The sequence below is a fragment of the Novosphingobium sp. PC22D genome (assembly GCF_002556635.1).
Classification (GTDB): Bacteria; Pseudomonadota; Alphaproteobacteria; order Sphingomonadales; family Sphingomonadaceae; genus Novosphingobium.
Window position 1 is genome coordinate 184,829 of record NZ_MWMO01000004.1, and the last position, 26,571, is coordinate 211,399.

Annotated in this window: 23 protein-coding genes; 12 read left to right on the plus strand and 11 right to left on the minus strand. The window is 67.8% G+C overall.

Going from position 1 to position 26,571, the window contains the following annotated elements; all coding sequences use genetic code 11:
* Positions 1–28 precede the first annotated feature (28 nt).
* Positions 29–916 (minus strand): CoA ester lyase, encoded by an 888-nt coding sequence (locus B2G71_RS09200; protein ID WP_098105463.1) that lies wholly within the window; start codon positions 914–916, stop codon positions 29–31.
* Between the two features lie 32 nt (positions 917–948).
* A complete protein-coding gene (locus B2G71_RS09205; RefSeq protein WP_098105464.1) occupies positions 949–2,115 on the minus strand; it encodes an acyl-CoA dehydrogenase family protein in 1,167 nt (388 codons plus the stop codon).
* A 159-nt stretch (positions 2,116–2,274) separates the two neighbouring features.
* Between B2G71_RS09205 and B2G71_RS09210 the strand changes: the two genes are divergently transcribed.
* The 4 genes from B2G71_RS09210 to B2G71_RS09225 all read left to right on the plus strand — a co-directional run bounded on the left by B2G71_RS09210 (position 2,275) and on the right by B2G71_RS09225 (position 10,492).
* Positions 2,275–3,474: a CoA transferase gene (locus tag B2G71_RS09210; RefSeq protein ID WP_098105465.1), complete on the plus strand. Its 1,200-nt coding sequence runs from the start codon at positions 2,275–2,277 to the stop codon at positions 3,472–3,474.
* A 177-nt stretch (positions 3,475–3,651) separates the two neighbouring features.
* Positions 3,652–5,427 (plus strand): thiamine pyrophosphate-binding protein, encoded by a 1,776-nt coding sequence (locus B2G71_RS09215; RefSeq protein ID WP_098105466.1) that lies wholly within the window; start codon positions 3,652–3,654, stop codon positions 5,425–5,427.
* A gap of 114 nt (positions 5,428–5,541) precedes the next feature.
* Positions 5,542–6,963, plus strand: a complete 1,422-nt coding sequence (locus tag B2G71_RS09220; protein WP_098105467.1) for an aldehyde dehydrogenase family protein — start codon at positions 5,542–5,544, stop codon at positions 6,961–6,963.
* A 124-nt stretch (positions 6,964–7,087) separates the two neighbouring features.
* Positions 7,088–10,492 carry an amidohydrolase family protein gene (locus B2G71_RS09225; RefSeq protein WP_098105468.1) on the plus strand — a complete coding sequence of 1,135 codons (3,405 nt, stop codon included), beginning with the start codon at positions 7,088–7,090 and terminating at the stop codon, positions 10,490–10,492.
* A gap of 406 nt (positions 10,493–10,898) precedes the next feature.
* Here B2G71_RS09225 and B2G71_RS09230 read toward each other — a convergent pair whose 3' ends face one another.
* Both B2G71_RS09230 and pnuC read right to left on the minus strand, forming a co-directional pair.
* Complete coding sequence (locus B2G71_RS09230; RefSeq protein WP_346426934.1) at positions 10,899–11,228, minus strand: ATP-binding protein; 330 nt, start codon at positions 11,226–11,228, stop codon at positions 10,899–10,901.
* 5 nt (positions 11,229–11,233) lie between these two features.
* Positions 11,234–11,845, minus strand: coding sequence for a nicotinamide riboside transporter PnuC (gene pnuC, locus B2G71_RS09235; protein ID WP_168176312.1), 612 nt, complete (start codon positions 11,843–11,845; stop codon positions 11,234–11,236).
* Between the two features lie 360 nt (positions 11,846–12,205).
* On the opposite strand from pnuC, the gene B2G71_RS09240 reads away from it, so the two are divergent.
* Complete coding sequence (locus tag B2G71_RS09240; RefSeq protein ID WP_098105469.1) at positions 12,206–13,222, plus strand: histidine kinase dimerization/phosphoacceptor domain -containing protein; 1,017 nt, start codon at positions 12,206–12,208, stop codon at positions 13,220–13,222.
* A gap of 27 nt (positions 13,223–13,249) precedes the next feature.
* Here B2G71_RS09240 and B2G71_RS09245 read toward each other — a convergent pair whose 3' ends face one another.
* Together B2G71_RS09245 and B2G71_RS09250 are read right to left on the minus strand one after the other, a co-directional pair.
* Positions 13,250–13,600 (minus strand): arsenate reductase, encoded by a 351-nt coding sequence (locus B2G71_RS09245; protein ID WP_098105470.1) that lies wholly within the window; start codon positions 13,598–13,600, stop codon positions 13,250–13,252.
* Positions 13,597–13,908, minus strand: a complete 312-nt coding sequence (locus B2G71_RS09250) for an antibiotic biosynthesis monooxygenase (RefSeq protein WP_098105471.1) — start codon at positions 13,906–13,908, stop codon at positions 13,597–13,599. The genes B2G71_RS09245 and B2G71_RS09250 overlap by 4 nt, the downstream gene beginning before the upstream one ends.
* 84 nt (positions 13,909–13,992) lie before the next feature.
* Here B2G71_RS09250 and aroC point away from each other — a divergent pair, with 84 nt between their 5' ends.
* The 4 genes from aroC to B2G71_RS09270 all read left to right on the plus strand — a co-directional run bounded on the left by aroC (position 13,993) and on the right by B2G71_RS09270 (position 18,036).
* Positions 13,993–15,075 (plus strand): chorismate synthase, encoded by a 1,083-nt coding sequence (aroC, locus tag B2G71_RS09255; protein WP_098105579.1) that lies wholly within the window; start codon positions 13,993–13,995, stop codon positions 15,073–15,075.
* A 228-nt stretch (positions 15,076–15,303) separates the two neighbouring features.
* Complete coding sequence (gene ahpC, locus B2G71_RS09260; RefSeq protein ID WP_098105472.1) at positions 15,304–15,867, plus strand: alkyl hydroperoxide reductase subunit C; 564 nt, start codon at positions 15,304–15,306, stop codon at positions 15,865–15,867.
* A 123-nt stretch (positions 15,868–15,990) separates the two neighbouring features.
* Positions 15,991–17,580: an alkyl hydroperoxide reductase subunit F gene (ahpF, locus tag B2G71_RS09265; protein WP_098105473.1), complete on the plus strand. Its 1,590-nt coding sequence runs from the start codon at positions 15,991–15,993 to the stop codon at positions 17,578–17,580.
* 189 nt (positions 17,581–17,769) lie between these two features.
* Positions 17,770–18,036 carry a hypothetical protein gene (locus tag B2G71_RS09270; protein ID WP_098105474.1) on the plus strand — a complete coding sequence of 89 codons (267 nt, stop codon included), beginning with the start codon at positions 17,770–17,772 and terminating at the stop codon, positions 18,034–18,036.
* A gap of 21 nt (positions 18,037–18,057) precedes the next feature.
* On the opposite strand, the gene B2G71_RS09275 is transcribed toward B2G71_RS09270, so the two are convergent.
* From B2G71_RS09275 to B2G71_RS09285, 3 genes are read right to left on the minus strand one after another with little or no spacing between them, the layout of a single operon-like run.
* Positions 18,058–18,666, minus strand: coding sequence for a Smr/MutS family protein (locus B2G71_RS09275; protein ID WP_098105475.1), 609 nt, complete (start codon positions 18,664–18,666; stop codon positions 18,058–18,060).
* 4 nt (positions 18,667–18,670) lie between these two features.
* Positions 18,671–19,900, minus strand: coding sequence for a murein transglycosylase A (locus tag B2G71_RS09280; protein ID WP_098105476.1), 1,230 nt, complete (start codon positions 19,898–19,900; stop codon positions 18,671–18,673).
* 3 nt (positions 19,901–19,903) lie between these two features.
* A complete protein-coding gene (locus B2G71_RS09285; protein ID WP_098105477.1) occupies positions 19,904–20,584 on the minus strand; it encodes a Tim44/TimA family putative adaptor protein in 681 nt (226 codons plus the stop codon).
* Positions 20,585–20,892: 308 nt separating this feature from the next.
* Here B2G71_RS09285 and secB point away from each other — a divergent pair, with 308 nt between their 5' ends.
* The 3 genes from secB to trpS are packed head-to-tail and all read left to right on the plus strand — an operon-like array spanning position 20,893 to position 24,083.
* The gene (secB, locus tag B2G71_RS09290; protein ID WP_098105478.1) at positions 20,893–21,405 is read left to right on the plus strand and encodes a protein-export chaperone SecB; all 513 of its coding nucleotides are present in this window, start codon (positions 20,893–20,895) and stop codon (positions 21,403–21,405) included.
* A 40-nt stretch (positions 21,406–21,445) separates the two neighbouring features.
* Positions 21,446–23,041: a murein biosynthesis integral membrane protein MurJ gene (gene murJ / locus B2G71_RS09295; RefSeq protein ID WP_098105479.1), complete on the plus strand. Its 1,596-nt coding sequence runs from the start codon at positions 21,446–21,448 to the stop codon at positions 23,039–23,041.
* A 22-nt stretch (positions 23,042–23,063) separates the two neighbouring features.
* Positions 23,064–24,083, plus strand: coding sequence for a tryptophan--tRNA ligase (trpS, locus tag B2G71_RS09300; protein ID WP_098105480.1), 1,020 nt, complete (start codon positions 23,064–23,066; stop codon positions 24,081–24,083).
* 112 nt (positions 24,084–24,195) lie between these two features.
* On the opposite strand, the gene lptG is transcribed toward trpS, so the two are convergent.
* Positions 24,196–25,293 carry an LPS export ABC transporter permease LptG gene (gene lptG, locus B2G71_RS09305; RefSeq protein WP_098105481.1) on the minus strand — a complete coding sequence of 366 codons (1,098 nt, stop codon included), beginning with the start codon at positions 25,291–25,293 and terminating at the stop codon, positions 24,196–24,198.
* A gap of 1 nt (position 25,294) precedes the next feature.
* Positions 25,295–26,521, minus strand: a complete 1,227-nt coding sequence (locus tag B2G71_RS09310) for an LptF/LptG family permease (RefSeq protein ID WP_098105482.1) — start codon at positions 26,519–26,521, stop codon at positions 25,295–25,297.
* Positions 26,522–26,571 lie beyond the last annotated feature (50 nt).

Here is a 26,571-nt window from a genome sequence, read left to right on the forward strand (position 1 = left end):
GGGTGGTGTGCGGCGCATCCCCAATCCATCACAGCTTGCCCGCGCGGCGCAGCAGGCGCTCGGCGCGCGCGAGATAGGGGCGGTCGAGCATGCCGCCCTTCCAGCCGATTGCGCCGACGCCCGGGTTGGCCGCGAAGACGTCGACGATTTCCTGCGCTTCGGCGATCTCCGCCTCGGTGGGCGTGAAGGCTTCATTGATGACGTCGATCTGCGCCGGGTGAATCGCGAGCATGCCCAGATAGCCGTCGCGCCGCACTTTCTCGGCACGGGCCCTGAGCGCGTCGAGATCGCGGAAGTCGGCGCTGATCGTCTCGATCGCGGCGACGCCCGCCGTAGCCGCGCCGAGCACGCAGAAGCTGCGCGCCATCTCGTAGGTGAACGAGTAGGCGCCGTCGGCTTCCTTGTTCGCGCTCGCTCCGATCGAATCGGCGAGATCCTCCGCACCCCAGGTCAGCGCGACGACGCGCGGCGCGCCCTTGTAGCTGCCCCAGTGGAACATGGCCTCGGCGGTCTCGGTCATCAGCACGATCACCGGGGTCGAGCCTTCCTCGATGCCGTTCGCGACTTCGAGCGCGGACAGGCAGTGGTCGAGCTTCTCGACGTCGGCGCGGCCGTAGACCTTGGGCAGCATGATCCCGCCGGGCCTCGCGGGCATGATCGCGGCGAGATCGAGCAGGGTGTAGGGTCCGTCGAACGGATTGATCCGTACCCACAGGCGGTGGCGCTGGCCGGGGTTGGCGGCCAGGAAATCGCGCACCATCGGGCGCGCGGCGGCCTTGTTGTCGGGCGAAACCGCGTCTTCGAGGTCGATCAGCACGATATCGGCCGCGCCTTCCATGGCCTTGGTCATCTTCTTTTCGCTGTCACCCGGCGCGAAGAGCCATGAGCGCATGTTGAGTGCGGGCGTATCGGACATCAATCTCTCCCTGTTGGTCCCGTGCGGCTGTGTCAGTAGGACTTGGGCAGATCAAGCACGCGTTCGGCGATGTAGTTCAGGATTTGGTGCGGGCTGACCGGCGCGATCCGGGGGATCAGCACCTCGCGCAAGTAGCGCTCGACGTGGTACTCCTGCGCGTAGCCCATCCCGCCCATCGACATGACCGCGGTCTGGCAGGCCTCGTAGCCCGCCTCGGCGGCGAGGTACTTGGCCGAATTCGCCTCGGCGCCGCAGTCCTGCCCGGCGTCGAACAGGCTGGCGGCCTTGAACACCATCAGGCTTGCCGCCTCGACCTGCATCCATGCCTTGGCGAGAGGATGCTGGATGCCCTGGTTCTGGCCGATCGGCCGCCCGAAGACGATCCGTTCGCGTGCATATTGCGCCGCCTTCTGGATGGCGACGCGGCCCAGCCCGGTCGCCTCGGCGCCGAGCAGGACGCGCTCGGGATTGAGACCCTGGAGCAGGATCTTGAAGCCCTGCCCTTCTTCACCGATGCGATCTTCCTCGGGAATGAACAGGTCGGAGATGAACAGCATGTTCGAGCCGACCGCGTGGCGGCCCATCTTGGGGATCAGCCGGTGCTCGATCGCGTCGCGGTCGAGCTTGCAGTAGAACAGCGTCAGCCCCTCGGTCTTGCGCTTCACCTCCTCGAGCGGCGTGGTCCGCGCGATCAGCAACATGCGGTCGGCAACGTGGGCGTTGGTGATCCAGATTTTCTCGCCGTTGACGCGGTAACCGCCCTCGACCCGTTCGGCGCGGGTCTTGAGGCTGGTGGTGTCGAGCCCGGTATTGGGCTCGGTGACGGCGAAGCACATCTTCTCCTCGCCGGTCAGGATCGGCGGGATCATCCGCTGCTGCTGTTCCTCGGTGCCGAACAGGATCACCGGTTCGAGCCCGAAGACCGGGCCGTGGATCGCCGAGGCCGCCGAGAGGCCGCCGCCGCTTTCGGCCACCGCCTGCATCATCACCGCCGCCTCGCTGATCCCCAGCCCCGCGCCGCCGACCGCCTCGGGCATGGCGATGCCCAGCCAGCCGCCGTCGGCCATGGCCTTGTGGAACTCGTGCGGCCATTCGCCCGAGCGGTCCTTCTCGAGCCAGTAGTCGTCGCTGAATTCGCCGCACTGCCGGAGCACCGCCTCGCGGATGTTCTGCTGGTCTTCGCTGAGCGCAAAATCCACGGGCCTGATCCTCTCGTCGGTCGCTTTTGTCGCCGAGCAGGTAGCAAGCCGGAAGCGAGCGCACAACCAAGTTCGTGCCGATAACGGCTCAACGAACGCAAATACGCATGGACCAGGCGCGCGACTTCGGCTAGCACGAAGCGAGAGAAGGAGACGATCATGAACGGGGAGGCGAAGCCGCAAGGCCCGCTCGAAGGGATTCGGGTCATCGATCTGACGAGCGTCGTGTTCGGCCCCTATGCCACGCAGATCATGGCGGACATGGGCGCCGAGGTGATCAAGGTCGAACCGCCGGCGGGCGACAACACCCGCTGGATCACCGAAGGCCCCGTGCCCGGCATGGGCGGCATCTACGTCAACGTGAATCGCGGCAAGAAGGGCGTGATGCTCGACTTGCGCCAGCGCGAGGACAAGGCGCGGCTCGAGGCGCTCGTGGCCAGCGCCGACGTCTTCATCCACTCGATGCGCGGTAGCGCGATCGCGAAGCTCGGCTTCGACTACGAGGCGGTCCGCGCGCTGCGTCCCGACATCGTCTACACCAACTGCTACGGCTATTCGCGGCGCGGGCCCGAGGCCGACAAGCCCGCCTACGATGACACCATCCAGGCCGAATGCGGCATTCCCTACGTCCAGGGCCTGATGAACGGCGAGCCCGGCTATGTCGCCACGATCATGGCCGATAAGGTCGCCGGGCTGCACGCGCTCTACGCGACGATGATGGCGCTGTTCCACCGCGAGCGCACCGGCGAGGGCCAGGAGGTCGAAGTGACGATGTTCGAGGCAATGGCCTCGTTCATGCTCGTCGAGCACGCCAACGGCGCGATGTTCTCGCCGCCGACGACGCCCGCGCACTATCACCGCGCGGTCGAGCGCAATCGGCGGCCCTACAAGACCAAGGACGGCTACGTCGCCGCGCTGGTCTACAACGACAAGCACTGGAACGCCTTCATCGAGGCGGTCAAACCCGCCTGGGCGTCCGAGGAATTCTCGACGCTCGAAAAGCGCGCACGCCAGATCGGCCGGGTCTACGGCCTGCTCGGCGAGACTTTCGCCACGCGTACGACGCAGGAATGGCTCGACACCCTGCGCGCGCTGCACATCCCGTGCGCGCCGCTGCGTTCGACCGACGATCTGCTCACCAACCCGCAGCTCGAGGCGATCGGCTTCTTCGAGGACGTCGAGACCCCGCAGGGCCCGGTGCGGTTTCCCGGCGTGCCGACATGGTTCTCGCGCACGCCCGGGCGAGTCGCCGGCCCCGCGCCGATGCTCGGCGAGGACAACGCGGCGGTCTTCGCCGAACTGGACGAATGGAACGAGGCATTCGCGGAATTGACCGGGACCGATGGCGTGACGAAATAGACAGCGCTGTTGATTAGTGCTGGCAGCGTTCCGGCACTTGGTCTAACAGCGACTCCGCGAGCGATCCCGGGAGGGTGAGCGGCACGCGAAGAGGCGGAACGGACCGCCCGGCGCGGGCCCGAACAGCACTCTCCGGCACGACGGACAGGAACCTGAGAAGAGGAAAGGCAAGCCCAAATGTACGACAACCAGCCACAGGCGGAAGCCACGACCTCGCAGGGCGTGCCCGTCTACAAGCGCATGCTCGACCTGTTCGAGGCCGAGGGGATCAAGACGCTGTTCGGCATCCCCGATCCCAACTTCGTCCACCTGTTTCTCGAAGCCGAGAAGCGCGGCTGGACGGTCGTGTCCTCGCACCATGAGGCCGCGACCGGTCACATGGCGGCCGCCGCCGCGCGCATCACCGGCAAGCCCTCGGTCTGCATCGCCACGCTCGGCCCGGGCATGGCCAACGCCATGCCGGCGGTCCAGTGCGCCAAGGTCGAGAACGATCCGGTCATCTTCATCGGCGGCCAGCGCGCCCGCGTCACCGAACGCCGCGTGCGCCGCGGCCGCATCCAGTTCGTCCGGCAGGAACCGATGATCGAGGATTCGGTCAAGTTTTCCAGCTCGATCGAATATGCCGACCAGGTCGACGAGATCGTGCGCGAGGCGATCCGCGTGTGCATGTCGGGCACCCCCGGCCCGGCCTATATCGAGTATCCGAGCCACGTGATCCTCGAGGAAGTCAACAACTCGCCGATCCTGCCGCCCGACCGCTACCGCCTGGTCAACGCGGGCGCCGACGGCGACCGCATCGCCGAGGCGGCCAAGACGATCATGGAAGCCAAGAACCCGATCCTGCTCGTGGGCCACGGCGTCCACACCAGCAAGGCGGGCGCGGCGGTCAAGGAACTGGCCGACCTCATGCAGTGCCCCGTGATCCAGACCTCGGGCGGCACCAGCTTCATCGAGGGGCTTGAGGAGCGCACCTTCCCCTACGGCTTCTCGGAAGTCTCGATCGACGCCGTGGTCGAGAGCGATTGCTGCGTCGCGCTTGCCACCGAGCTGGGCGAGCCCAGCCACTACGGCCGCTGGCGCCACTGGGTCGACAACGAGGCGAACCGCAAGTGGATCTACGTCCAGCAGGACCCCACCGCGATCGGGGTCAACCGTCCGATCGACATTCCGCTGGTCGGCGACGTGCGCGGCGTCGTGCCGCAGCTTTCGCGCGCGCTCAAGGACCTGGGCGGACGCAAGGCCGACGAGAAGCTGTCGTCCTATATCCAGCGCGACGCGCAGCAGCTCGTCGACATCGCCGAGGACGCCGCGAGCAAGGGCGACGGCAGCGACGGCAAGCCGATGCACACCAGCCAGTTCGTCACCGAGGCGACCAAGGCCTTCCCCGAGGATGGCATCATGATCCGCGACGGCGGCGCCACGGTGATCTTCCAGTGGACCTATTCGCAGTGCAAGCCGCATGACGTGATCTGGAACCAGAACTACGGCCACATCGGCACCGGCCTGCCCTATGCGACCGGCGCCATGCTCGCCGACCGCGCCGAGCGCGGCGTCAGCCGCCCGGGCATGCTGCTCACGTCGGACAGCTCGTTCCTGTTCCACGTCGGCGAGCTGGAAGTCGCGGTGCGCGAGAACCTGACCCTGGTCTGCGTCGTCGGCGTCGACTTCCAGTGGGGCCTCGAAGTGGGAGTCTACAAACGCACCTTCGGCCAAGGCACCAGCGAGACCGGCACGCACTGGTCGGACAAGGTCCGCTTCGACAAGATCGGCGAGGGATTCGGCGCGGCGGGCGAGTTCGTCAGCGAGGCCAAGGACATCGGTCCCGCCATCAAGCGCGCCTACGAGCGCGGCGGGGTCACCGTGATCCACGTGCCGATCGATCCCAAGGCGAACTCGGAGGAAATGCCCAACTACTCCGAATTCCGCACCTGGTACGCCGAAGGCACGCAGTGACCGGGCGGGTGCCCGGCACCTGCTGACACCATTTCGGCGCGTCGCCCTTGCAACCGGGCGGCGCGCCGCTGACATTCGAACCCGAACGATAACCGCCAGATCCCGGGAGACGACATGCGCGAATACCTGAAATTCTACATCGACGGCCAATGGGTCGACCCGGTCACGCCGCAGAGCGCCGAAGTGATCAACCCCGCGACCGAGGACGTCTCGGGCACGATCTCGCTCGGCTCGCCCGCTGACGTCGACAAGGCCGTCGCCGCCGCGCGCGCCGCCTTCGCGTCGTATTCGCAGATGAGCGTCAAGGACCGGCTCGACCTGCTCGAGGCGATCCAGGCCGAATACCTCAAGCGCGAAGAGGAACTCGGCGAGGCGGTGATGGAAGAGATGGGCGCGCCGCGCGCGCTCGCCTGCGGGTTCCACACCCTGCTCGGCAAGGGCCACCTCGGCACCGCGATCGAGGTGCTCAAGGAATTCAAGTTCGAGGAACAGCGCGGCGTCACCATGATCCGCAAGGAGCCGATCGGCGTCGTAGGCATGATCACGCCGTGGAACTGGCCGATGAACCAGACCTGCGTGAAGGTGTTCCCCGCGCTCGCCACCGGCTGCACCATGGTGCTCAAGCCGCCGCAACTCGCGCCGTACTCGGCCCAGCTCCTGGCCGAGATCATCGACGCGGCGGGCGTGCCCAAGGGCGTGTTCAACATGATCCAGGGCAAGGGCTCGGTGATCGGCGAGGCACTCTCCAAGCATGAAGACGTCGACATGATCAGCTTCACCGGCTCCGAGCCGGTGGGCGTGCAGATCCAGAAGGACGCGGCCGACACCGTCAAGCGGGTCGCGCTCGAACTGGGCGGCAAGAGCCCGTGGATCGTGCTCGACGACGATGGCCTGGCCGAGCACGTCGCCGGCGCGACGGCGGGGATGATGGGCAATTCGGGCCAGACCTGCTCGGCGGGCTCGCGCCTGCTCGTGCCCAACGCCCGCATGGACGAGGCGAAGAAAGTCGCCGCCGAGGCCGCGAACGGCGTCACCGTGGGCGATCCCAAGGGCAACTTCGCGATGGGTCCGGTGGTCTCCAAGAGCCAGTACAACATCATCCAGCAGTACATCGAGAAGGGCATCGAGGAAGGCGGCGAGCTGATCGCCGGCGGACCGGGCCGTCCCGAAGGGCTCGAGAAGGGCTGGTACGTCAAGCCGACCGTCTTCGTCGGCACCAACGACATGGTCATCGCGCGCGAGGAGATCTTCGGGCCGGTGCTGGTGATGATCGGCTACGACGATCTCGACGACGCGATCGCGATCGCCAACGATTCGATGTTCGGCCTGGGCGGCTACGTCTCGGGCAAGGACCTCGACACGTGCCGCGACCTAGCGCGCAAGATGCGCACCGGGGCGATCTGGATCAACGGCGCGTTCGACTTCCACGCGCCCTTCGGCGGCTACAAGCGCTCGGGCAACGGACGCGAATGGGGCGAGATGGGCTTCGAGGAATATCTCGAAACCAAGTCGATCATCGGCTTCGAACCCGCCTGACCTGAGGCGCAATTGCAACACCGCAGACGGCCGGGGCACAATCGGTGCTCCGGCCGTCTTGTCTTGACCGCCCCGCCCGCTAGGCTTGCCCCATAACAAAGCTTCGCGAGCGAGACATATCCTTATGAAAAGCACCGCAACCGCGCTGGCGCTGGCCCTCGCGGCCTCCAGCGCGTTTCCCTTTGCCGCCTCGGCGCAACAGCCCGATCCCACCGACGACGCCGCGGCCGAGCCGACCCAGGCGCCCGAGGACGAGATCATCAGCCAGGACCAGCCGCCCGCGGCTCCGCTGCCCGCCGCCACCGCCGCGCCCACCGCGGCGACCAAGGCGGAAGCCGACACATGGGACGTCAACGCTCCGCGCGGGCTCAATCTTCGCCAGGTGCCGATCCGCACCGACGAAGGCACCTGGATGAACGTCGACGTCTCGCCCGACGGGCGCACCATCGCCTTCGACATGCTCGGCGACATCTACACGATGCCGATCGGCGGCGGCACGCCGACGCGCATCGCCGAGGGACTCGCCTACGAGCACCAGCCGCGCTTCTCGCCCGACGGCCGCCGCATCGCCTTCACCTCGGATCGGGGCGGCGGCGACAACATCTGGATCATGAACGCCGACGGCTCGGACAAGCGGCAGGTGACGAAGGAAGACTTCCGTCTGCTCAACCAGCCGACCTGGAGCCCCGATGGCCGCTTCATCGCGGCGAAGAAGCACTTCACGACCGGACGTTCGCTCGGCACCGGCGAGGTCTGGCTCTACCACGTCTCGGGCGGTGGCGGCGTCAAGCTGGTCAAGCGCGCCAGCGAGGCGCTGCAGAAGGAACTCGGCGAGCCGATCTACGCGCCCGACGGCGAGGCGATCTACTACGTGCGCAACGTCAGCCCGGGCAACACCTTCATCTACGCGCAGGATTCGCACACCGACCTGTTCAACATCGAGCGCTACGACATGCGGTCGGGCGAAGTCACGACGGTGGTCTCGGGCGCGGGCGGCGCGGTGCGCCCCACCCCCTCGCCCGACGGCAAGTCGATCGCCTTCGTCCGCCGCGACGGCAACCGGACCACGCTCTGGGTCAAGGACCTGCGCACCGGCGCCGAACGCAAGCTCTACGACGACCTCGACCGCGACGTGCAGGAAACCTGGGCGATCACCGGCGTCTATCCCAACATGGACTGGGCGCCCGACGGCCGCACGCTCGTCTTCTGGGCGGGCGGCAAGATCCGCCGCGTCAGCGCCCAGGGCGGAGAGGCCACGGTCATCCCCTTCACCGTCAACGACACCCGCGTGATTGCCGATTCGGTGCACCCCTCGGTCGAGGTCGCGCCCGACAGCGTGACGACCAGGATGGTGCGCTGGGCCAGCGTCTCGCCCGACGGCCGGCGCGTGGTCTACGAAGCGCTTGGCAAGTTGTGGACCAAGCCGATGGCGGGCGGCGCGGCCAAGCGCCTCGTCTCGAACGGCGGCGACGAGATGGAGCTGTGGCCGAGCTGGTCGCGCGACGGGCGCACCGTCACCTTCATCGGCTGGACCGACGACGGGCTGGGGCAGGTCAAGACCGTCGCGGCGGGCGGCGGCGCGGCGAAGACGGTGACGCGGGTCGCGGGCCACTACGCCAAGCCCAAATTCTCGCCCGACGGCGGCACGATCGTGTTCGAGCAGCGCGAGGGCGGCTATCTCACCGCCGCGCGCGGCGGCGACAATCCCGGGCTCTATCGCGTCCCGGCGGCGGGCGGCGAGGCCACGCGCATCCTCGCCGAAGGCGAGGAGCCGCAGTTCGGCGCCTCGAACGAACGCGTGTTCTATCTCGGCACCGCCGAGGGCAAGTACCAGCTCGCCAGCGTCAGCCTCGATGGCGGCGACAAGCGTGTTCACGCCTCGGGCGAACTGGTCAACGACTTCACCGTCTCGCCCGACGGGCAGTTCGTCGCCTTCCACCAGAACTACCAGGCCTTCGTCATGCCGCTGATGCCCGGCGGTCAGGAAGTGGCCGTCGACATGAAGGGCTCGGCGCTGCCCGCCACCCGGATCAGCCGCGACGGGGCCGACTTCGTAAACTGGTCGAACGGCGGCGAGGCGATCCACTGGAGCCTCGGCCCCACCCTCTACACCGCGCGGCTGGCCGACCTGTTCCGCGCCGCGCCCGCCGACAAGGACGCGCCCGGCTTCGTCGCGCCGACGAGCGGGCTCGATCTCGCGATGACCGTGCCGGCCGACAAGCACAAAGGCACCGTGGCGCTCACCGGCGCCAAGATCCTGACCATGGCCGACAAGAGCGGCGGCGTGATCGAGAACGGCACGATCGTGATCGAAGGCGACCGTATCGCCGCGGTCGGCCCCGCCGATGCCGTATCGATCCCGGCGGGCGCGGTGCGCGTCGATGCCGCCGGCAAGACCATCGTGCCCGGCTTCGTCGATGCCCACGCGCACGGGCCGCAGGCCGAAAGCCAGCTCATCCCGCAGCAGAACTGGTCGGCGATCGTCAATCTCGCCTACGGCACGACGACGATCCACGATCCCTCCGCGCGCCCGGCCGAGATCTTCGCCGCATCGCAGATGCAGCGCGCCGGGATGATCCTCGCGCCGCGCACCTTCTCGACCGGCGAGGTGGTCTATGGCGCGAAATCGCCCGACGTCTACATGCAGATCGACAAGTACGAGGACGCGCTGAACGCGGTGCGCCGCCTCAAGGCGCAGGGCGCGATCTCGGTCAAGAACTACAATCAGCCGCGCCGCGAACAGCGCCAGATGGTGGTCGCCGCCGCGCAGGCCGAAAACATGGAGGTCGTGCCCGAAGGCGGCTCGCTCTACACGATGGACGTCTCGCTGATCCAGGACGGCAACGCGACGGTCGAGCACAACGTGCCGGGCGAGGTGTTCTACGACGACTTGATCCAGCTCTGGAGCCAGACCCGCGTCAACTACACGCCGACGCTGGTGGTGACTTACGGCGGCCCGGCGGGCGATCCCTACTGGCGCTCGCACACCGACGTGTGGAAGGCGCCGATCCTGATGCGCCACGAGCCGCCCTCGATCCTGCGCGCGCAGAACATGCGCCGCGAGATCGCCCCCGAGGACGATTACGTCGACGACGACTCGGCGCGCGAAGCGAAGAAGCTCGCCGACAAGGGCATCCAGGTCTCGATCGGCGCGCATGGCCAGCAGGCCGGGCTCGGCTCGCACTGGGAGATCTGGAGCTTCGTGCGCGGCGGCTGGAGCCCGATCGAGGCGCTGCGCGCGGCGACGATCATGCCCGCGACCTCGCTTGGCATGCAGCGCGACATCGGCTCGCTGGAGGCGGGCAAGCTTGCCGACCTCGTGGTGCTCGACGCGGACCCGACCACCGACATCCGCAACACCGAGAAGATCCACCGCGTGATGCTCGGCGGCCGGCTCTACGATCCGCTGACGATGGACGAGGCCGAGACCGGCGACGACGAGCGTGATCCCTACTGGTGGGAAGGCGCCGAGGGCGCGAGCGCGGCGGCGAACATGTCGCTTGCCGAGAGCTACGGCCACGGCGACTGAGGCACGGGGCGGCGGCGGCATTTGCGATTCGCGACGCGCCGCCGCCCGGCGCCCGGCGCTCGGACATCCTGTTCACGGCAACGGGTTGACGGCGACGCGACCGGCATCGCCGTGACCGACGGCACGGCAAGAAAGCCCGGTGCGCGTCGACCGGACTACACCCCCGAGGCGTCAGAGCGAGGTGACGGGTCGGGCCGATCATGACGGCCTGGTCCCGGGTCCACCACGAGGATGAACGCTACCCCGCCAGCCGCGCGATCGCCGCGCGGGCCTGCGCCTCGCGCGCGGTCCAGTCCCCCGCGATCCGCTCGTAGGGAACTCCGGCGCGCACCAGCATGTCCTCGGCGATCGCGGCAAAACGCGCGCGGGCCTCCTCGCCGCCGAACAGGCGGGTGCCGTCGTCGATTCACGGCACGTCGGGCGCGAACAGCAGATAGTGCTCGGCCTTCTCGTAGGCGAGCAGCGCCTCGGGCACCGTGCCGGACAGCATCCGCGCCCAGGCCGCGGTCATCAACGGATCGGTGTCGAGCAGCAGCACCGGCGGGCGGGCGGCCATGGCGGCGCGCATCGCCGCGTCCTGACCCTCGGCGATCGCGAGCAGGTCCGCCATCGCAAGGTCGGTGCCGTGCGCCTCGCAATAGGCGCGGCCGAACTCGGGCACGACCGGATGGCCGAGCCGGGCCGCGAGCGTTGACTTGCCGGTGCTCTCCGCACCGTGGAAGCAGATGCGGATCATCCTCGCTATGCCCGCTCCCGCTGCGCCTCGCGGCGCTGGGCGTCGATCCACTCCTTGAGGCCGAGCAGGCTCATCACCAGCATGCCGCCGTAGAGCCCCGCGGTCGGATAGAGCCCGCGATGGATGTAGAGCGAGACGGCGGCGATATCGATCACGATCCACGCCAGCCAGTTCTCGATCCGGCGGAAGGCGAGCAACACTTGGGCGGCCATGCTCGCCACCGCGATCGGCCCGTCGACATAAGGCGCGGCGGCGTTGGTGTAGCGCGCCATGGCCCAGCCGAGGTTGAGGCTCACCGAGGCGGTGCCCATCAGCCAGACCGCGCGGCTCTTCCAGTCGAGCCAGCGTACCGGCACCGGGTGGTCGGCGCCGCCGATGCGCAGCCACAGCCACCAGCCCCAGGCCTGCGCCAGGATGAAGAAGATCTGCAGCCCGCTTTCGGCATAGAGCCGGTTTTCCCAGAACACGAAGACGTAGATCGCGACCGAGGCAATGCCGAAGGCGAAGTTCCACGGCGACCGGAAGATCAGCAGCGCGATGTTGATCACGCCGAGCGCGGCGGCGATCCACTCGAGCGCGACCATCCATTGGCCAAAGGTCATGACCGGAATCACCATGCCAGCACGCGCCTCCCGGGACTCGAGCCCAAGCGGCCGCCCTGCACGGGCGATCTACGCCAGAGGCGTGCTGCCGCGCAACGTCGGCCTGCGCGAGACGGCGCCGCCGGTCAGCCTCTGCCGCGTGCTGCCCGGCGCGGCGGTTGCCGCCTTCCGGGCAGGCAGCAAGCCCCGATTCCGCACGGCAACACCCGTTTCGGATGTTCCTGAAAGAACCTAACTCCTTGCAAAATCTTGCCTCGACGACGCGGGTAAAGCCGATTAATATTGGAACCGGTCGTACCCGGGAGGTGCTGGCCCCCGTGTCCGGCAATCACCCCATGGCCGGCGCGGATCGGGCGGGGAAAGCGGGGAATACGCGTGAAACGACTAGCGCATTTCGACGTCAGTCGCCGAGTCGACGCAACGCCCTGGCGGCTTATCGTCCAGATCGGATTTGGTGTGGCCTGCGGGCTGGCGATGATCGCGCTGCGCTCGGTCATCGATGTCTGGGCACCCAGCGCGGGCCCCTTCGCGCTGATGTATCCGGCGGTGCTCCTGGCCACGCTCTACGGACATTGGCAGGCCGGCGTGGTCGCCTGGGGGCTGAGCTTCACCTGGGCCTGGTACGTTGTGCTGCCCTTTGCCCAGTCCTTCGAATTCGCCAATCCGGCGGACCTTCCACGCGTGAGCCTGAATGCGATCGCGGCGCTCATCGTGCTGGTCTTCGCCGAAACCTTCCGCGCTGCGGTCGAGGCCGGACGCAAGCAGAGCGAGGCCGAGATCGATCGCCGCGCGGTGCTGCTCGCCGAAATGGAGCATCGTACCAAGAACAACTTCGCGCTCGTCGCCAGCCTCCTCGAAATCCAGAAGCGGCGCGAGCAGTCCGAGACGGTCAGGCTCGCGTTCGAGGATGCGATCGGGCGAGTGCGGACTTTCGCCGAAGCCTATTCGCACCTCGCGGCGGAACAGGGCGAAGGCGCGCAAGTCGAGATGCGTCCCTATCTCGAACGGCTGGTCGAACGCGTCGGCAGCGCCGCCTTCCCGCCCAACGTCACTCTGCACTACGCCTTCGCCGACGTGAGCATGCCGCGCGAGACCGCCGTCGCCATCGGCCTGTTCACCAACGAGGCGCTGACCAACTGCGCGAAGTACGCCTTCCCCGAAGGGCGCGGGGGCAACGTCCATCTGGCGCTCGACGTGCTTGAGACCGGCTGGAAGCTCTCGATCCGCGACGACGGCAGCGGCACGGCGTCCAATGGCGAAAGCGGGTCGACCAGCGGCATCGGTTCGAACCTGCTCGGCGCCTTCGCGCAACAGGCCCGGGCGCATCACGCCGTCCGTGCCTCGGAGACCGGCTTCGCGGTCGAGCTGGTGCACAACGAGGACGCGGACTAGGCCGCGATTTCGTAAGCCCCCGGGCGCTCAGCCCTTGAGCGCGGCGGCCCAGGCGGCCGCGTCGAAACCCACCAGCAGCCCGCCGGGATGCTCGACCACCGGGCGCTTGATGCAGCTCGGGTTGGCGACCATCACCGCGACCGCCTTGTCCGCGTCGAGCCCTTGCTTGTCGGCATCGGGCAGCTTGCGAAAGGTCGTGCCGCGCCGGTTGAGCACCGTCTCCCAGCCCGCCTCGCCGACCCAGCGCGCGACCCTCGCTGCATCCGCGCCCTCCTTCTTGAAGTCGTGGAAGCTATAGCCGATGCCTTGCCCATCGAGCCACCTGCGGGCCTTCTTGACGGTGTCGCAGTTGGGAATGCCGTACAGGTCGATGCTCAAGGGTCGTGCCTTTCGTAGCGGTGGACGCGCGGGTTCGCGCAGGCGAAGAGGGTATAGTCCGCGTAGTACTCGGCGCGGCCGCGCTGCTGGACTTGCGCGTGCTCGAACTGGCGGCCCCAGGCCCGCGCGCTCGCCTCGTCCGCCCATTCGGACAGCGCGACGACCTCGCCGTCGTCGGCGGTGTAGCTCTTGAACGCCAGGTAGCCCGGCTGCGCCCGTGCCAGCGCTTCCATCCGCGCGGCGTCGGCGGCATAGGCGGCCGCGTCCATCCCGGCGCGCTTGCGGTTGCGGAAGACCACGAGGAACATCGCGTCCCGCCTAGCCCGTCGCGAGCGGGTGGACAATTGCGCGATTGCACGACAAAGCGCGCGGCGAGGACTTCGGGACATACGATGAGCGTCAACACCTTCGGACGACTGCTGCGATTCACGACCTGGGGCGAAAGCCACGGGCCCGCGCTTGGCGCCGTGGTCGACGGCTGCCCCCCGGGCTTGGCGCTGACCGAGGGCGATCTCCAGCCCTTTCTCGACGCGCGCCGTCCCGGCCAATCGAAGTTCACCACGCAGCGCAAGGAGCCGGACCAGGTCCGTATCCTCTCGGGCGTGTTCGAGGGCCGCACCACCGGCACCCCGATCAGCCTGATGATCGAGAACGTCGACCAACGCTCGAAGGACTATTCCGAGGTCGCCAAGGCCTATCGCCCGGGGCACGCCGATTACGCCTACGACGCCAAGTACGGCTTTCGCGACTATCGCGGCGGCGGGCGCAGCTCGGCGCGAGAGACCGCCGCGCGCGTCGCGGCGGGCGGCGTGGCGCGCCTTGTCATCCCCGAAGTCTCGATCCACGCCTATGTCAGCGAGGTCGGCGGCGATCCGATCGAGCCCGCGAACTTCGATGCGGCCGAGATCGCCCGGAACCCGTTCTTCTGCCCCGATGCCGCCGCCGCCGCGCGTTGGGCCGAGCGGATCGAAGCGGTGCGCAAGGCCGGGTCCTCGATCGGCGCCGTCGTCGAATGCGTGGCGACCGGCGTGCCCGCGGGCTGGGGCGCGCCGCTCTACGGCAAGCTCGACGCCGATCTGGCGAGCGCGATGATGGGGATCAACGCGGTCAAGGGCGTCGAGATCGGCGACGGGTTCGCCGCCGCGCGCCTTTCGGGCGAGGAAAACGCGGATCCGATGCGCCCCGGCGATGGCGCACCGGCCTTCGAATCCAATCACGCTGGCGGCGTCGCGGGCGGCATCTCGACCGGCCAGCCGGTTGTGGTGCGCGTCGCGTTCAAGCCGACCAGCTCGATCCTCACGCCGCAGCCGACGGTGACGCGCGCCAACGACAACGGCGAGCACGCGGCGACCGAGCTGTTCACCAAGGGCCGCCACGACCCCTGCGTCGGCATTCGCGGCGCGCCGGTGGTCGCGGCGATGATGGCGTTGGTCCTCGCCGACCACAAGCTGCTCCATCGGGGGCAGTGCGGCTAGCGCGAGACGGCGCTCCGTCCTGTCCTCGAGGCACGCGGGCAGCTCGCATCTGCGCTTGCGCCGGGGCTGCCGCGAACCCATGTTCGCATTTGATCGCCAAATCCGCACACCCGGCCGCCGACTAATCGTCTCTTTCGATCAACCCTATCGGACCTTCTGTCTACAAAGAGTCCCGCGGCCACCCTATCTCCCACTCGTCGTTACCAACCAAGAGGGAGACACGAATCCATGGGTATCATCGGCAGCACCGTTCAGCCGTTCAAGGCAACCGCGTTCCAGGCGGGCAAGGACTTCTTCGAAGTCAGCGAGGAAGACATCAAGGGCAAGTGGGCGGTCTTCTTCTTTTATCCGGCCGACTTCACCTTCGTCTGCCCGACCGAGCTGGAAGACCTCGGCGAGCAGTACGACACGCTCCAGTCGCTCGGCGTCGAAGTGTTCGGCGTTTCGACCGACACGCACTTCAGCCACAAGGCCTGGCACGACACCTCGGAGAAGATCGGCAAGATCAAGTATCCGTTCCTGGGTGACCAGACCCATGCGCTGTCGAACGCTTTCGGCGTGCTGCGCGAGATGGGCCTTGCCGACCGCGCGACCTTCGTCGTCGATCCGGACGGCGTGATCCAGATCATGGAGATCACTTGCGAAGGCGTCGGCCGCAACGCGACCGAGCTCGTCCGCAAGATCAAGGCCGCGCAGTACGTGCGCGCCAATCCGGGCCAGGTCTGCCCGGCGAAGTGGGAAGAAGGCGGCGAAACCCTCGCGCCCTCGCTCGACCTCGTCGGCAAGCTCTGATCCCGATCAAAGCCAGACCGCTCCTTCGGGAGCTATGACGATGGCCCGGGGCGGGAGTTCCCCGTCCCGGGCCGCGTTGCTCCAGCCAGCAACCCGTTTTCTCTTTCATCGAGGAGTTCCGCCATGCTCGACGCCAACCTCAAGCAACAGCTTTCCCAGTACCTGGGCATGCTGCGCGAGCCGATCGAGCTCGTCGCCACGCTTGGCGACGATGCCAAATCGGCGCAGACTCGCGAGTTGCTCGAACAGATCGACGCACTGTCCGACAAGGTCAGCGCCAAATTCGACGGCGAAGACGATCGCCGCCCCAGCTTCATCATCCGCCGTGCCTCCGACGCGACCGTCTGGGTCCGCTTCGCCGGTGTCCCGCTGGGCCACGAATTCACCTCGCTCGTGCTCGCGCTGCTGTGGGCCGGCGGACATCCGCCCAAGGTCGAGGAGGAAACGCTCCAGGCGATCCGCGACCTCGAAGGCGATTTCGATTTCGAGATGTACTTCTCGCTCTCGTGCCACAACTGCCCGGACGTGGTGCAGGCGCTGACGCTGATGGCGCTGTTCAATCCGCGCATCTCGGCGACGCTGATCGAAGGCGGCGCGTTCCAGGACGAGGTCGAGGAGCGCGGCGTCATGGCCGTGCCCGCGGTCTTCCTCAACGGCGAATCGTTCGCCAACGGGAAGATGAGCGTCGAGGAACTGCTCGCCAAGATCGACACCAACGCTGGCGCGCGCGCCGCGGCCAAGATCGAGGGCAAGGACCCGTTCGAGGTGCTGGTGATCGGCGGCGGCCCCGCCGGGGCTTCCGCCGCGATCTACACCGCGCGCAAGGGCTTCCGCACGGGCGTCGCCGCCGAACGCTTCGGCGGGCAGGTGCTCGACACGATGGGCATCGAGAACTTCATCTCGGTCCCCTACACCGAGGGCCCCAAGCTCGCCGCCGCGCTCGAGGCGCACGTGGGCGAGTACGACATCGACGTGATGAACCTGCAGAAGGCCGAGCGCCTGATCCCGGCGACCAAGCCGGGCGGCATGCACGAAGTGGTCTTCGCCAACGGCGCCTCGCTCAAGGCGCGCAGCCTAGTGCTGTCCACCGGCGCGCGCTGGCGCAACCTCGGCGTGCCGGGCGAGTTCGAGTACCGCAACCGCGGGGTCGCCTACTGCCCCCACTGCGACGGCCCGCTGTTCAAGGGCAAGCGCGTCGCGGTGATCGGAGGCGGCAACTCGGGCGTCGAGGCGGCGATCGACCTTGCCAACATCGTCGGCCACGTCACGCTGATCGAGTTCGATTCGAAGCTGCGCGCCGACCAGGTGCTGCAGGACAAGCTGCGTTCGATGGACAACGTCGACATTCTCGTCTCGGCCCAGACCACCGAGGTTACCGGCGATGGCGAGCGGGTCGACGGCCTGACCTACAAGAACCGCGAGACCGGCGAGGAACACCGCGTCGAGCTCGAGGGCGTGTTCGTGCAGATCGGGCTGGTGCCGAACACCGAATGGCTCAAGGACTCGGGGATCGAACTGACCAAGTTCGGCGAGATCGTGGTCGACGCGCACGCCGCGACCAACCTGCCGGGCGTCTTCGCCGCGGGCGACGCGACGACGGTGCCGTTCAAGCAGATCATCATCGCCATGGGCGAAGGCTCGAAGGCGGCGCTCAGCGCCTTCGACTACCTGATCCGCAACGAGGCGACCGACGAGATCGCGCAGGCGGCGTAACCGCCGCGCGCGGCGCCAAGTCGCTGCCAAACGGGAAAAAGGGCGGGCACGGTTGCGACCGTGCCCGCCCTTTTCGCCTTCATGGCCGATCGCCCCGCCGGAGCCCGGCGCACCGGCGATTTCCGCGTCGGCAAAGAAAAAATCCTCGAACGGATTGTCCCTGAGCTAGGGAAGAATTGAGCCGCGCCCATGGCTTTTCGCGATGTGATGTCAATGGCAAGCGCGGCAGGCGGGTTGAAAAATGCCGCAATGCGATCTATATCGCGGGCCATGATCAACAGTATATCGGATTTTCATCGCTTCGCCTATCTTGAAGAAAACTTCCAAGATCTCCGTGAGTATTGCAACGATAATGGCATCTGGATTTGCCAGTCGCTGCGTAGAAAGGGGCCCATGACTTTCGCCCTCGCAAGAAGCGAGGACATGGCGTCGGCCCTCAACCGGAAGTTCGGCTAGCAACGACTTCGGGGCTGCGTTTCAGCCCCTTCGTCTTTTCAAAATCACGTAGAGCGCACCGCTGCCGCCATGGCGCCGGTGCGCGTTTCGTATGGCGGCGATGTCGCTCGCGACGCCGCTTGCCGCGAGCCAGTCGGCGATCTTGGCGCGGATCGCGCCGCGCTGTGTCCCCCGGTCCGCCGCGTCGACCGGACGCGGCTTGCCGGTTATCACCAGCACCACCCGCGCGTCGAGCGAGCGTGCCTGCGCCAGCCCGTGGAGCAGCCGCGAATAGGCCGCTTCGAGCGTGGCCCCATGCAGGTCGAGCGTGAAGTCCGGCGCGACGGCGCCGCGCGCGAGCTTGCGATCCCACGAGGAATCGAGGCCCGTCGGCCCGGTCGCAGACGGCGGGGGGGGTTGCGATCTTGCCTGACGCGCGAGCGCGGCGACGGTCCTGGCGTTCCGGGCAGGCACGGATGCGGACCTCGGCGGCGGCGTGACCGCCTTGGGTTGCTGGGCGGGTGTCTTGGGAGGGTCGGGCTGCGCCGCCCGGTCGGCGGATGGGACCGCGATCGGCGCGACAGTGCGCGCGACGCGGGCCCACGCCTCCGCTTCCTGCGGGCTCAGCTTGCGCCCCGGCCCCCTTACCATGGCATCACCGGATGCCGAGCCGCGCCAGCGTTCCTTTCGGTACGAACACGAGCGCGCGCCCGCGTCCGCTCATGCCCCCGGCGATCCGCCGCGCTTCCTCGCCGTTGCCCCAGAAGGTGTCGAAGCGGTTGGGGCCCTTGATCGCGCCGCCGGTGTCCTGCGCGATCCACATGCCGTTCGCCTGGCTGCGATCGAGTTCGAGCCACACCGGCGCGCCGAGCGGCACGAACCTGGGATCGGCCGCGAGCGAGGATTCGCGCCGCACGGGAATGCCGAGCGCGCCGAGCGGCCCGTCGGTCGTGAGTTCACGGAAGAAGATCCAGCTCTGGTTCTCGCGCATCAGCGCGCGGCCCTCGACCGGATTGTCGCGGATGTACTGCATGATGCCCTGCATCGATCCCGGATACTGGCCGGGTCCGTCGCCGATCAGCCCGCGCTCGCGCATGACCGCGCCGATCCCGGTGTAGCCGCGTCCGTTCTGCCCGGCATAGCCGATCCGCATCAGCGTTCCGTCGGGCGCGCGCAACATGCCCGAGCCCTGGACCTGGAGGAAGAAGAACTCGACCGGGTCCTCGACCCAGGCGATTTCGAGCCCGCGCCCGGCGAGCGCGCCGTCCTCGATCTCGGTGCGGTCGTAATAGGGCACGAATTGCCCGGTCTCGTCGTAGCGGCCGAGCGGCATCGTGCCATCCTCGTTCGGTTCCGCATCGCCGGGTCGCGCGCGCACCAGATCGGGCGGCACCCCGTAGACGGGGACGTCGTAGCCGGGCAGGCGCGTGCGCGAACCGGCGATCTCCGGCTCGAAGTACCCGGTCGCGAAGGCTTGGCCGTCGCCGACGACGACGGTCTCGAAAAAGGTCTCGAAGAACCGCTTGGCCTGGCCGTAGGGCCAGGCGGCGAAGCCGTCACAAGCCTGCTGCCAGTCCCGGGGCCGCGTCAGCCCCGAGGGGTCCTCGCGGCTGACCAGCGCGGGACAGCTTTCATGGAACGAAAGCAGCGCGGTCGCGGCGTCGCCCTGGCGCAGTTCGAGCGAGGAGATCTCCGGCCCCGGCCTGACACCGGCGGCAATCGCGTTCTCGGGAACCGGGGTCGGCCCGGTGGTGGGCGGTGGGGAATAGGGCGGCGGCGCGGGCGGCTGGGTACCGCCGGGAATGATCCGCACGCAGGCGCCGAGCAGCAATACCAGCGAAAGCGCCGCCAGCCTGAGCCGGGCCGACGGCGATTGGCGCGACAAGGCTCAGCCCTCGTCGGTTTCCTCGAGCAGCCAGTCCGGATCGGGCGAGCGAACGTCGCGGCTGAAGGTCCACACGTCGATCGCCTCGATCGCGTCGTCGAGCGAGCCCGCGATCACGTTGCCGTCGGCATCGCGCGTCACGGCGGCGATGTCGGAGCGGAACCGCACGGTCACGCGCGCCATCGGCGCTTCGAACTCGGCGCCGGTGATCGTCGCTTCCTCAACGCGGATCAGGCGGTTGTCGAGCGTCTCGCCCGAAGCCTCGCGCGCGTCGATCGCGGCGGCAAAGCCGTTATAGACATCCTCGTCGCAAAGCTGGCGAAGCTCTTCGCGATCACCGCGCCAGAACGCCTCGAGGATCAGGCGGTAAGCGGTGCGCGATCCTTCGAGGAAGGCGAAGGCGTCGAAGCGGCGGTCAGCGCTGGCGATATCCTGCAGGCCGCGTTCGACCAAGGGCGTCGTGCGCGGCATTTCGCGCTGGCGCGGCTGGAGAGCGGACGCGCTCGAGGGCGATTCGTCGGCCGTGCGCGGGCCGCGCTGCCCGGCGGGCCGGCCGCCGGAAGGCCCGTCGAACCGCCCCTGGATCGGCTCTTCCTCGTGCTCGGCGCGGCGCCCGAGCACCGAATACAGCCGAAGACCAAGGAAGGCGGCGATCATCGCCAGGATTACGATTTCGACAGTCACGCTATTATGTCCATTCCTCTTTGCGGCGATCGGCGCTCGCGCTCGATCGGCACGGCAACATAACCCGAGATAGGTAAGGTTGACAAATGAACAACGCGTGAGCGGCGATATCGTGGCGTTTTTTCGTCGAGGCATCGCGCGCGCGAGGCGTCTCGTCCCCACCCGGCGGCGGCTCGTCGCCCGTAACGGGCGGCCGGAAGCGCGCGCCTGCGCCGTCAAGCGCCATTGCCGCTCGCATCGCCGGATGCTAGGCGCGCGCCTTTGGAACCCGCGACACGCGACAACGAGCAGAGCGAAAGCGATCGACCATGGCCGATGAAGGCAACATCATTTCCGATCTCAATCTGGGCGCCAACGGCAACGGGGCCGACGAGGGCCCGGCCGCCGGCATCATCAACCAGTACATAAAGGATCTCTCGGTCGAGAATCCCTCGGCGCCCAACAGCCATTCCTGGCAGGACGCGCCGCAGATCGACATCCAGTTCAACATCGGCGCGCGCGCGATCGAGGGCGAGGTCCACGAGGTCGAGCTCAAGATCACCGCCAAGGCGACGTCCGAACAGGGCACGGCCTACGTCATCGACCTCGCCTATTGCGCGCTGGTGGGCATGCGCAATCTCGAGGACGGACAGGCACACGCGTTCCTCTATGCCGAGGCGCCGCGCATCCTGTTCCCCTTCGCGCGCCGGATCGTCGCCGACGCCGTGCGCGACGCGGGCTTCGCCCCGCTCATGCTCGAGCCGATCGACTTCAACGGGCTCTACGTCCAGCAGCTGGCCGCCCAGCAGCAGGGCGAGGGCTCGCCGGTTGGCAACGCCTGAGCGGCACCGGGCCGACGCGGTTCGCGGCTGAAGCCGGACCATGAGCCTCGTCCGCAACGTCGGCACGATCGGCGGCCTTACCGCGCTGAGCCGCGTGTTCGGCTTCGTGCGCGACATGCTGCTCGCCCGCGTGCTCGGCGCGGGGCTGGCGGCGGACGCGTTCCAGCTCGCCTTCGTCCTGCCCAACACCTTCCGGCGCCTGTTCGCCGAGGGCGCCTTCTCGGTCGCCTTCGTGCCGATGTACACGCGCGCGCTCGCCTCGGAGGGCGGCGAGGACGCGGCCGAGGCCTTCGCTAATCATGTGCTGGCGGTGTTCGTGTGGGTGCTGCTCGGCTTCTCGGCGCTGGCGATGCTGATCATGCCCGGTATCGTCTGGCTGCTCGCGAGCGAGTACCGCGAAGTGCCCGGCAAGTTCGAGCTGGCGGTCATGCTGAGCCGCATCACCTTCCCCTATCTCGGGCTCGTCAGCCTCGTCGCGATGCTCTCGGGCGTGCTCAACGCGCATAGCAAGTTCGCGCCTGGCGCTTTCGTGCCGGTGCTGCTCAACATCGTGCTGATCACCGGCATCGTCACCGGCTACTATCTGCGCGAGGCGGGCGGGACCGACGTGACGGTCGCCTATGTCCAGGCGATCGCGGTGGCCGCAGCGGGCGTGGCGCAACTCGTCTACATGGCCTGGGCGACGCGCCGCGCGGGCGTGCGCCTCAAGCTCACCGCGCCGAAACTCACGCCCGACGTCAAGCGGCTGGGCATGCTGATCCTGCCCGCGACGCTGGGGGCCGGCGTCTATCAGATCAGCCAGTTCGTCGACACGTTCTTCGCCACCTCGCTCGAACAGGGTTCGCTGACGCTGCTCAAGTATGCCGACCGGCTGAACCAGATGCCGCTCGGCATCGTCGGCATCGCGCTGGGCACCGCGATCCTGCCGATGCTGGCGCGGCACATCCAGTCGGGCGACGCGCGCGAGGCGCAGCGGCTCCAGACCAACGCGGTCGAGATGGCGACGCTGCTGACGCTGCCCGCCGCGGTGGCGCTGGCGATCTGCGCGCCCGCGTTCGTCACTGCGTTCTTCGTCGGCGGCAAGATGACCGAGGCCAACGGCGCGGTGATGGCCAGCATCGTGATCGCGCTGGTCGCGGGACTGCCGTCCTACGTGCTCGTGAAGGTCTTCCAGCCCGGCTTCTTCAGCCGCGAGGACACGCGCACCCCGGTATGGATCGCGGCGGCCGTGCTGGTGATCAACATCGGGGTGAACTTCGTGGTCGTGCCGCGCTACGGCATCGTCGGGCTGGCAGGCGCGACCGCCTTCACCTCGACGATCAACGTCCTGACGCTTTACGCCATCCTCCAGAAGCGCGGCTGGTTCCGCTTCACCGCCAAGCTTGGTTCGCGGATCGCGCGGCAACTGGTCGCCACCGCGGCGATGGGCGCGGCGCTGTGGGCGCTCATGCCGACGATGGCGAGCCGCTATGGCGGCAACGTGTTCGAGCGCGTCTGGTCGCTGGGCGTGCTATGCGGCGTCGGGCTCGTCGTGTTCTTCGCGGTCGCCTATCTCGTCGGCGCCCTCGACAAGGACCTTATCGCGCAGCTACGGCGGCGCCGTCCGGCCAAGCAGCCGGTCGATCTTTCGGAATAACGGGAACCTCAGGAAAGGCATCATGCGCATCGTCTCCGGCATCCAGCCCACGGGCAACCTGCACCTCGGCAACTACCTGGGAGCGATCCGGAACTGGGTGCGCATGCAGGACGAGGTCGAGAGCGAAGGCGGCGATTGCCTGTTCTTCCTCGCCGATCTTCACGCCATCTCGATGCCGCACGATCCCGCGACGCTACGTGCGAACACCTACGAGATGGTCGCCGCGCTGGTCGCCTGCGGCATCGATCCCGATCGCTCGACGCTGTTCAACCAGACCCAGGTGCCCGCGCATGCCGAGCTGCAGTGGCTCTTGAACGGGACCGCGCGGATGGGCTGGCTGAACCGCATGACCCAGTTCAAGGACAAGTCGGGCAAGAACCGCGAGGGCGCTTCGGTCGCGCTGTTCACCTACCCCGTGCTGCAGGCCGCCGACGTGCTCGTCTACCAGGCGACCCATGTCCCGGTGGGCGAGGACCAGAAGCAGCACCTCGAACTGGCGCGCGACATCGCGCAGAAGTTCAACAACGACTTCGGCAGCGAAGCCGACCCGGTCTTCACCCTGCCCGATCCATTCATCCCGCCCGAAGCGGCGCGGATCATGAGCCTGCGCGACGGTTCGGCGAAGATGAGCAAGTCCGATCCCTCGGACATGAGCCGGATCAACATGACCGACGACGCCGACACGATCATGAAGAAGGTCAAGAAGGCCAAGACCGATCCCGAACCGATGCCGGGCGAGAAGGCCGGGCTCGAAGGGCGCCCCGAGGCGCTCAACCTCGTCGGTATCTATGCGGCGGTCGCGGGCACGAGCGTCGAGGCGGTGCTGGCCGAATTCGGCGGCGAGGGCTTCGGCAAGTTCAAGCCCGCGCTCGGCGAGCTGCTGGTCGAGACGCTGGCGCCGATCAACGCGCGCTTCGTGGAACTCAGGCAAGACCGCGCCGCGCTCGGCGCGATCCTCGCCAAGGGCGCGGAGAAGGCCCGCACCCTCGCCGCACCGACGCTCGCACGGACCTACGAGGCGCTGGGCCTGGTTCGCGGCTGAGCGGCTTACGCCCGCCTGGCGCGGTCGGCTTTTCTGGTTAGGGCGGAGTCTTTGTGCCGGTGCGGTTTCGACATCGGTCCGAACCCTTGGCGGCACCGGCCCGCGCCCACGCCTATTCCTCGGTGCGGACCAGCACCGTCTCGCCAAGCAGCGCGAAGAGCAGGAACGGCGACCAGGCCGCGATGAACGGTGGATAGCCGCCGAAATTACCCATCGCCAGCGCGGCATTGTCGATCACGAAATAGGCGAAGCCGAGCGCCATGCCGATCACCGCGCGCACGAGGAGCTGGCCCGAGCGCGCCAGGCCGAAGGCGGCGACCGCGCCGAGCAGCGGCATCAGCGTCGCCGAGAGCGGACCGGAGATCTTGTGCCACCACGCCGCCTCGAGCTGCGTGGTGCGCCGCCCCGCCACCTTCATCGCGTCGATCGAGCGCGACAGGGTGAAGATGTCCTGCGAATCGGCATCGACCGAGGTGATCGTGATCCGCGCCGGCGTGATCCCCGCCGCGACCGTCGCCGAGGCGAGGCTGGTGGTCTCGGTCCCCGCCACCCGGAACCGCTTGGGCTGCGTCAGCCTCCAGCCGGCCTGCGTATAGGCGGCCCGCGGCGCGCGCATCTCCTCGACGATCATCCCGTTGGCGTCGCGCCGATAGTAGGTGACGTTGCCCAGCACCATGTCGTTGCCCGTGCCCGAAACGGTCGCGGCCATGAGGATGTCGTTGCCCTCGGCGAGATAGACGTTGCTGCGAACCCCCGGATCTTCCGGAATCGGGCCGTAGTCGGCCGCTTGCCAGGCATCGAGCGCCGCGGTCGCATGGGTGACGACGCGTTCGTTGAAGGCGAAGCTCAGCAGCGAGATCGCGAAGGCGGCAAGAACCAGCGGCGCCAGCACCTGGTGCGCCGACAGTCCCGCCGACTTCATTGCGATCACTTCGCTGTTCTGGTTGAGCGTGGCGAGCGTGATGATCGTCGCGAGCAGCACCGAATAGGGCAGGAACCGCGCGACGAGCTGCGGCACGCGCAAGCTGACGTAGTACAGCAGTTCGGCCTGGCCATTGCCCGGCGCGGCGAGGATATCGCCGCTCTCGCCGAGCAGGTCGAGCATCTGCAGCACCAGCACCAGCATCACCAGCACCGCGAGGATGCGCGTCACGAACAGGCGCGCGAGGTAGAACGTCAGCGTGCGCGAAGGAAAGAATTCGAGATGCATGTCAGGAATGCTCGGCCGGGACCGGGATGAAATTCGCGGTCGCGCGGCGGCGGCGCAGCAGCGACTTGATCTTCTTGCCCACGGTCTCGGCCGCCTTCTCGAGCCAGCCGATCGCCTGTCCGCCGGGGACGTAGGCGACGCGGTAGTACATCCACACGATGATCACCGCGAAGACCGCGAACGGCCCCCACAGCGACAGGATCGGGTCGATGCGCCCTAGCGTGGCGACGTCGGCCGCGTACTGGTTGATCTTGTGATAGGCCACGACCATCACGATCGAGACGAACAGCCCGAGCGAGGACGTCGATCGCTTGGGCGGAATGGCGAGCGCCACCGCGAGCAGCGGCAGGAGCAGCATCATCACCACCTCGACGATCCGGTAATTGAAATTGGCCTGGCTCGACACGCGCTCGGCCATCGGGCGTTCGTCGCTCCAGCCGATACGCAGCAGTTCGGGCAGAAGATGCTCGCGATCCTTGTCGCCCCGCTGGCGGAACTTCTCGATGGCGGGCAGGTCGATCGGCAGGTCGTGGCGGGTGAAGGTGAGCACGCGGCTGCCGCCTTCGGGCACGTCCTGGATGATCTGGCCCTCGCGCAGTCGCAGGACGATCGTGTTGGGCTGCTCGCGCAAGGCCAGGAACGTGCCCTCGCGCGCCGAGATCGACAGCACGCCTTCCTTGCTGGCGACGCGCGCGAAGATGCCCATCAGCCGACGGCCGTCATCCTCGCTGCGCTCGATCCGCAGCGCGATCCGGTCTTCGAGCGTGGTGAACTCGCCCACCTTGATCGAAGCCCCGAGCGCGCCCGACTTGAGCTTGTAGTTGAGCTCTTCGTAGTAATAGCGCGAGAGCGGCTGGAGATAGCCCACGATCGCGAAGTTGAGCGCGACCAGCACCAGCGTGATCATGTAGGGCACGCGCAGCAGCCGCGTGTAGCTCAGCCCCACCGCGCGCATCACGTCGAGCTCGCTCGAGGTGGCGAGCTTGCGGAACGCGAGCAGGATGCCGAGCATCAGCCCGAGCGGAATCGCGAGGCTGGCATATTCGGGCAGCAGGTTCGCCAGCATCTTGAAGACGACGCCGATCGGCCCGCCCTCGGTCGCGACGAAGTCGAACAGCCTGAGCATCTTGTCGAGGACGAGCAGCGAGGCGGCGAGCAGGAAGATGCCGAGCATCGGCATGAGCACGAGCCGGAAGATGTAACGGTCGATGGCGCTGATGAACTTCACGTGCTCGCTGGGCTACCTGGGGCTGGGCGACTTCGCGGACTGCCTTAACC

Bases quoted from the DNA above. Each gene is read 5' to 3' on its own strand.
- B2G71_RS09200 (WP_098105463.1), bottom strand. From the start codon at position 916: ATGTCCGATACGCCCGCACTCAACATGCGCTCATGGCTCTTCGCGCCG.
- B2G71_RS09210 (WP_098105465.1), top strand. From the start codon at position 2,275: ATGAACGGGGAGGCGAAGCCGCAAGGCCCGCTCGAAGGGATTCGGGTC.
- B2G71_RS09215 (WP_098105466.1), top strand. From the start codon at position 3,652: ATGTACGACAACCAGCCACAGGCGGAAGCCACGACCTCGCAGGGCGTG.
- B2G71_RS09220 (WP_098105467.1), top strand. From the start codon at position 5,542: ATGCGCGAATACCTGAAATTCTACATCGACGGCCAATGGGTCGACCCG.
- B2G71_RS09225 (WP_098105468.1), top strand. From the start codon at position 7,088: ATGAAAAGCACCGCAACCGCGCTGGCGCTGGCCCTCGCGGCCTCCAGC.
- B2G71_RS09230 (WP_346426934.1), bottom strand. From the start codon at position 11,228: ATGATCCGCATCTGCTTCCACGGTGCGGAGAGCACCGGCAAGTCAACG.
- pnuC (WP_168176312.1), bottom strand. From the start codon at position 11,845: ATGGTGATTCCGGTCATGACCTTTGGCCAATGGATGGTCGCGCTCGAG.
- B2G71_RS09250 (WP_098105471.1), bottom strand. From the start codon at position 13,908: ATGTTCCTCGTGGTCTTCCGCAACCGCAAGCGCGCCGGGATGGACGCG.
- aroC (WP_098105579.1), top strand. From the start codon at position 13,993: ATGAGCGTCAACACCTTCGGACGACTGCTGCGATTCACGACCTGGGGC.
- ahpC (WP_098105472.1), top strand. From the start codon at position 15,304: ATGGGTATCATCGGCAGCACCGTTCAGCCGTTCAAGGCAACCGCGTTC.
- ahpF (WP_098105473.1), top strand. From the start codon at position 15,991: ATGCTCGACGCCAACCTCAAGCAACAGCTTTCCCAGTACCTGGGCATG.
- B2G71_RS09270 (WP_098105474.1), top strand. From the start codon at position 17,770: ATGGCTTTTCGCGATGTGATGTCAATGGCAAGCGCGGCAGGCGGGTTG.
- B2G71_RS09275 (WP_098105475.1), bottom strand. From the start codon at position 18,666: ATGGTAAGGGGGCCGGGGCGCAAGCTGAGCCCGCAGGAAGCGGAGGCG.
- secB (WP_098105478.1), top strand. From the start codon at position 20,893: ATGGCCGATGAAGGCAACATCATTTCCGATCTCAATCTGGGCGCCAAC.
- murJ (WP_098105479.1), top strand. From the start codon at position 21,446: ATGAGCCTCGTCCGCAACGTCGGCACGATCGGCGGCCTTACCGCGCTG.
- trpS (WP_098105480.1), top strand. From the start codon at position 23,064: ATGCGCATCGTCTCCGGCATCCAGCCCACGGGCAACCTGCACCTCGGC.
- lptG (WP_098105481.1), bottom strand. From the start codon at position 25,293: ATGCATCTCGAATTCTTTCCTTCGCGCACGCTGACGTTCTACCTCGCG.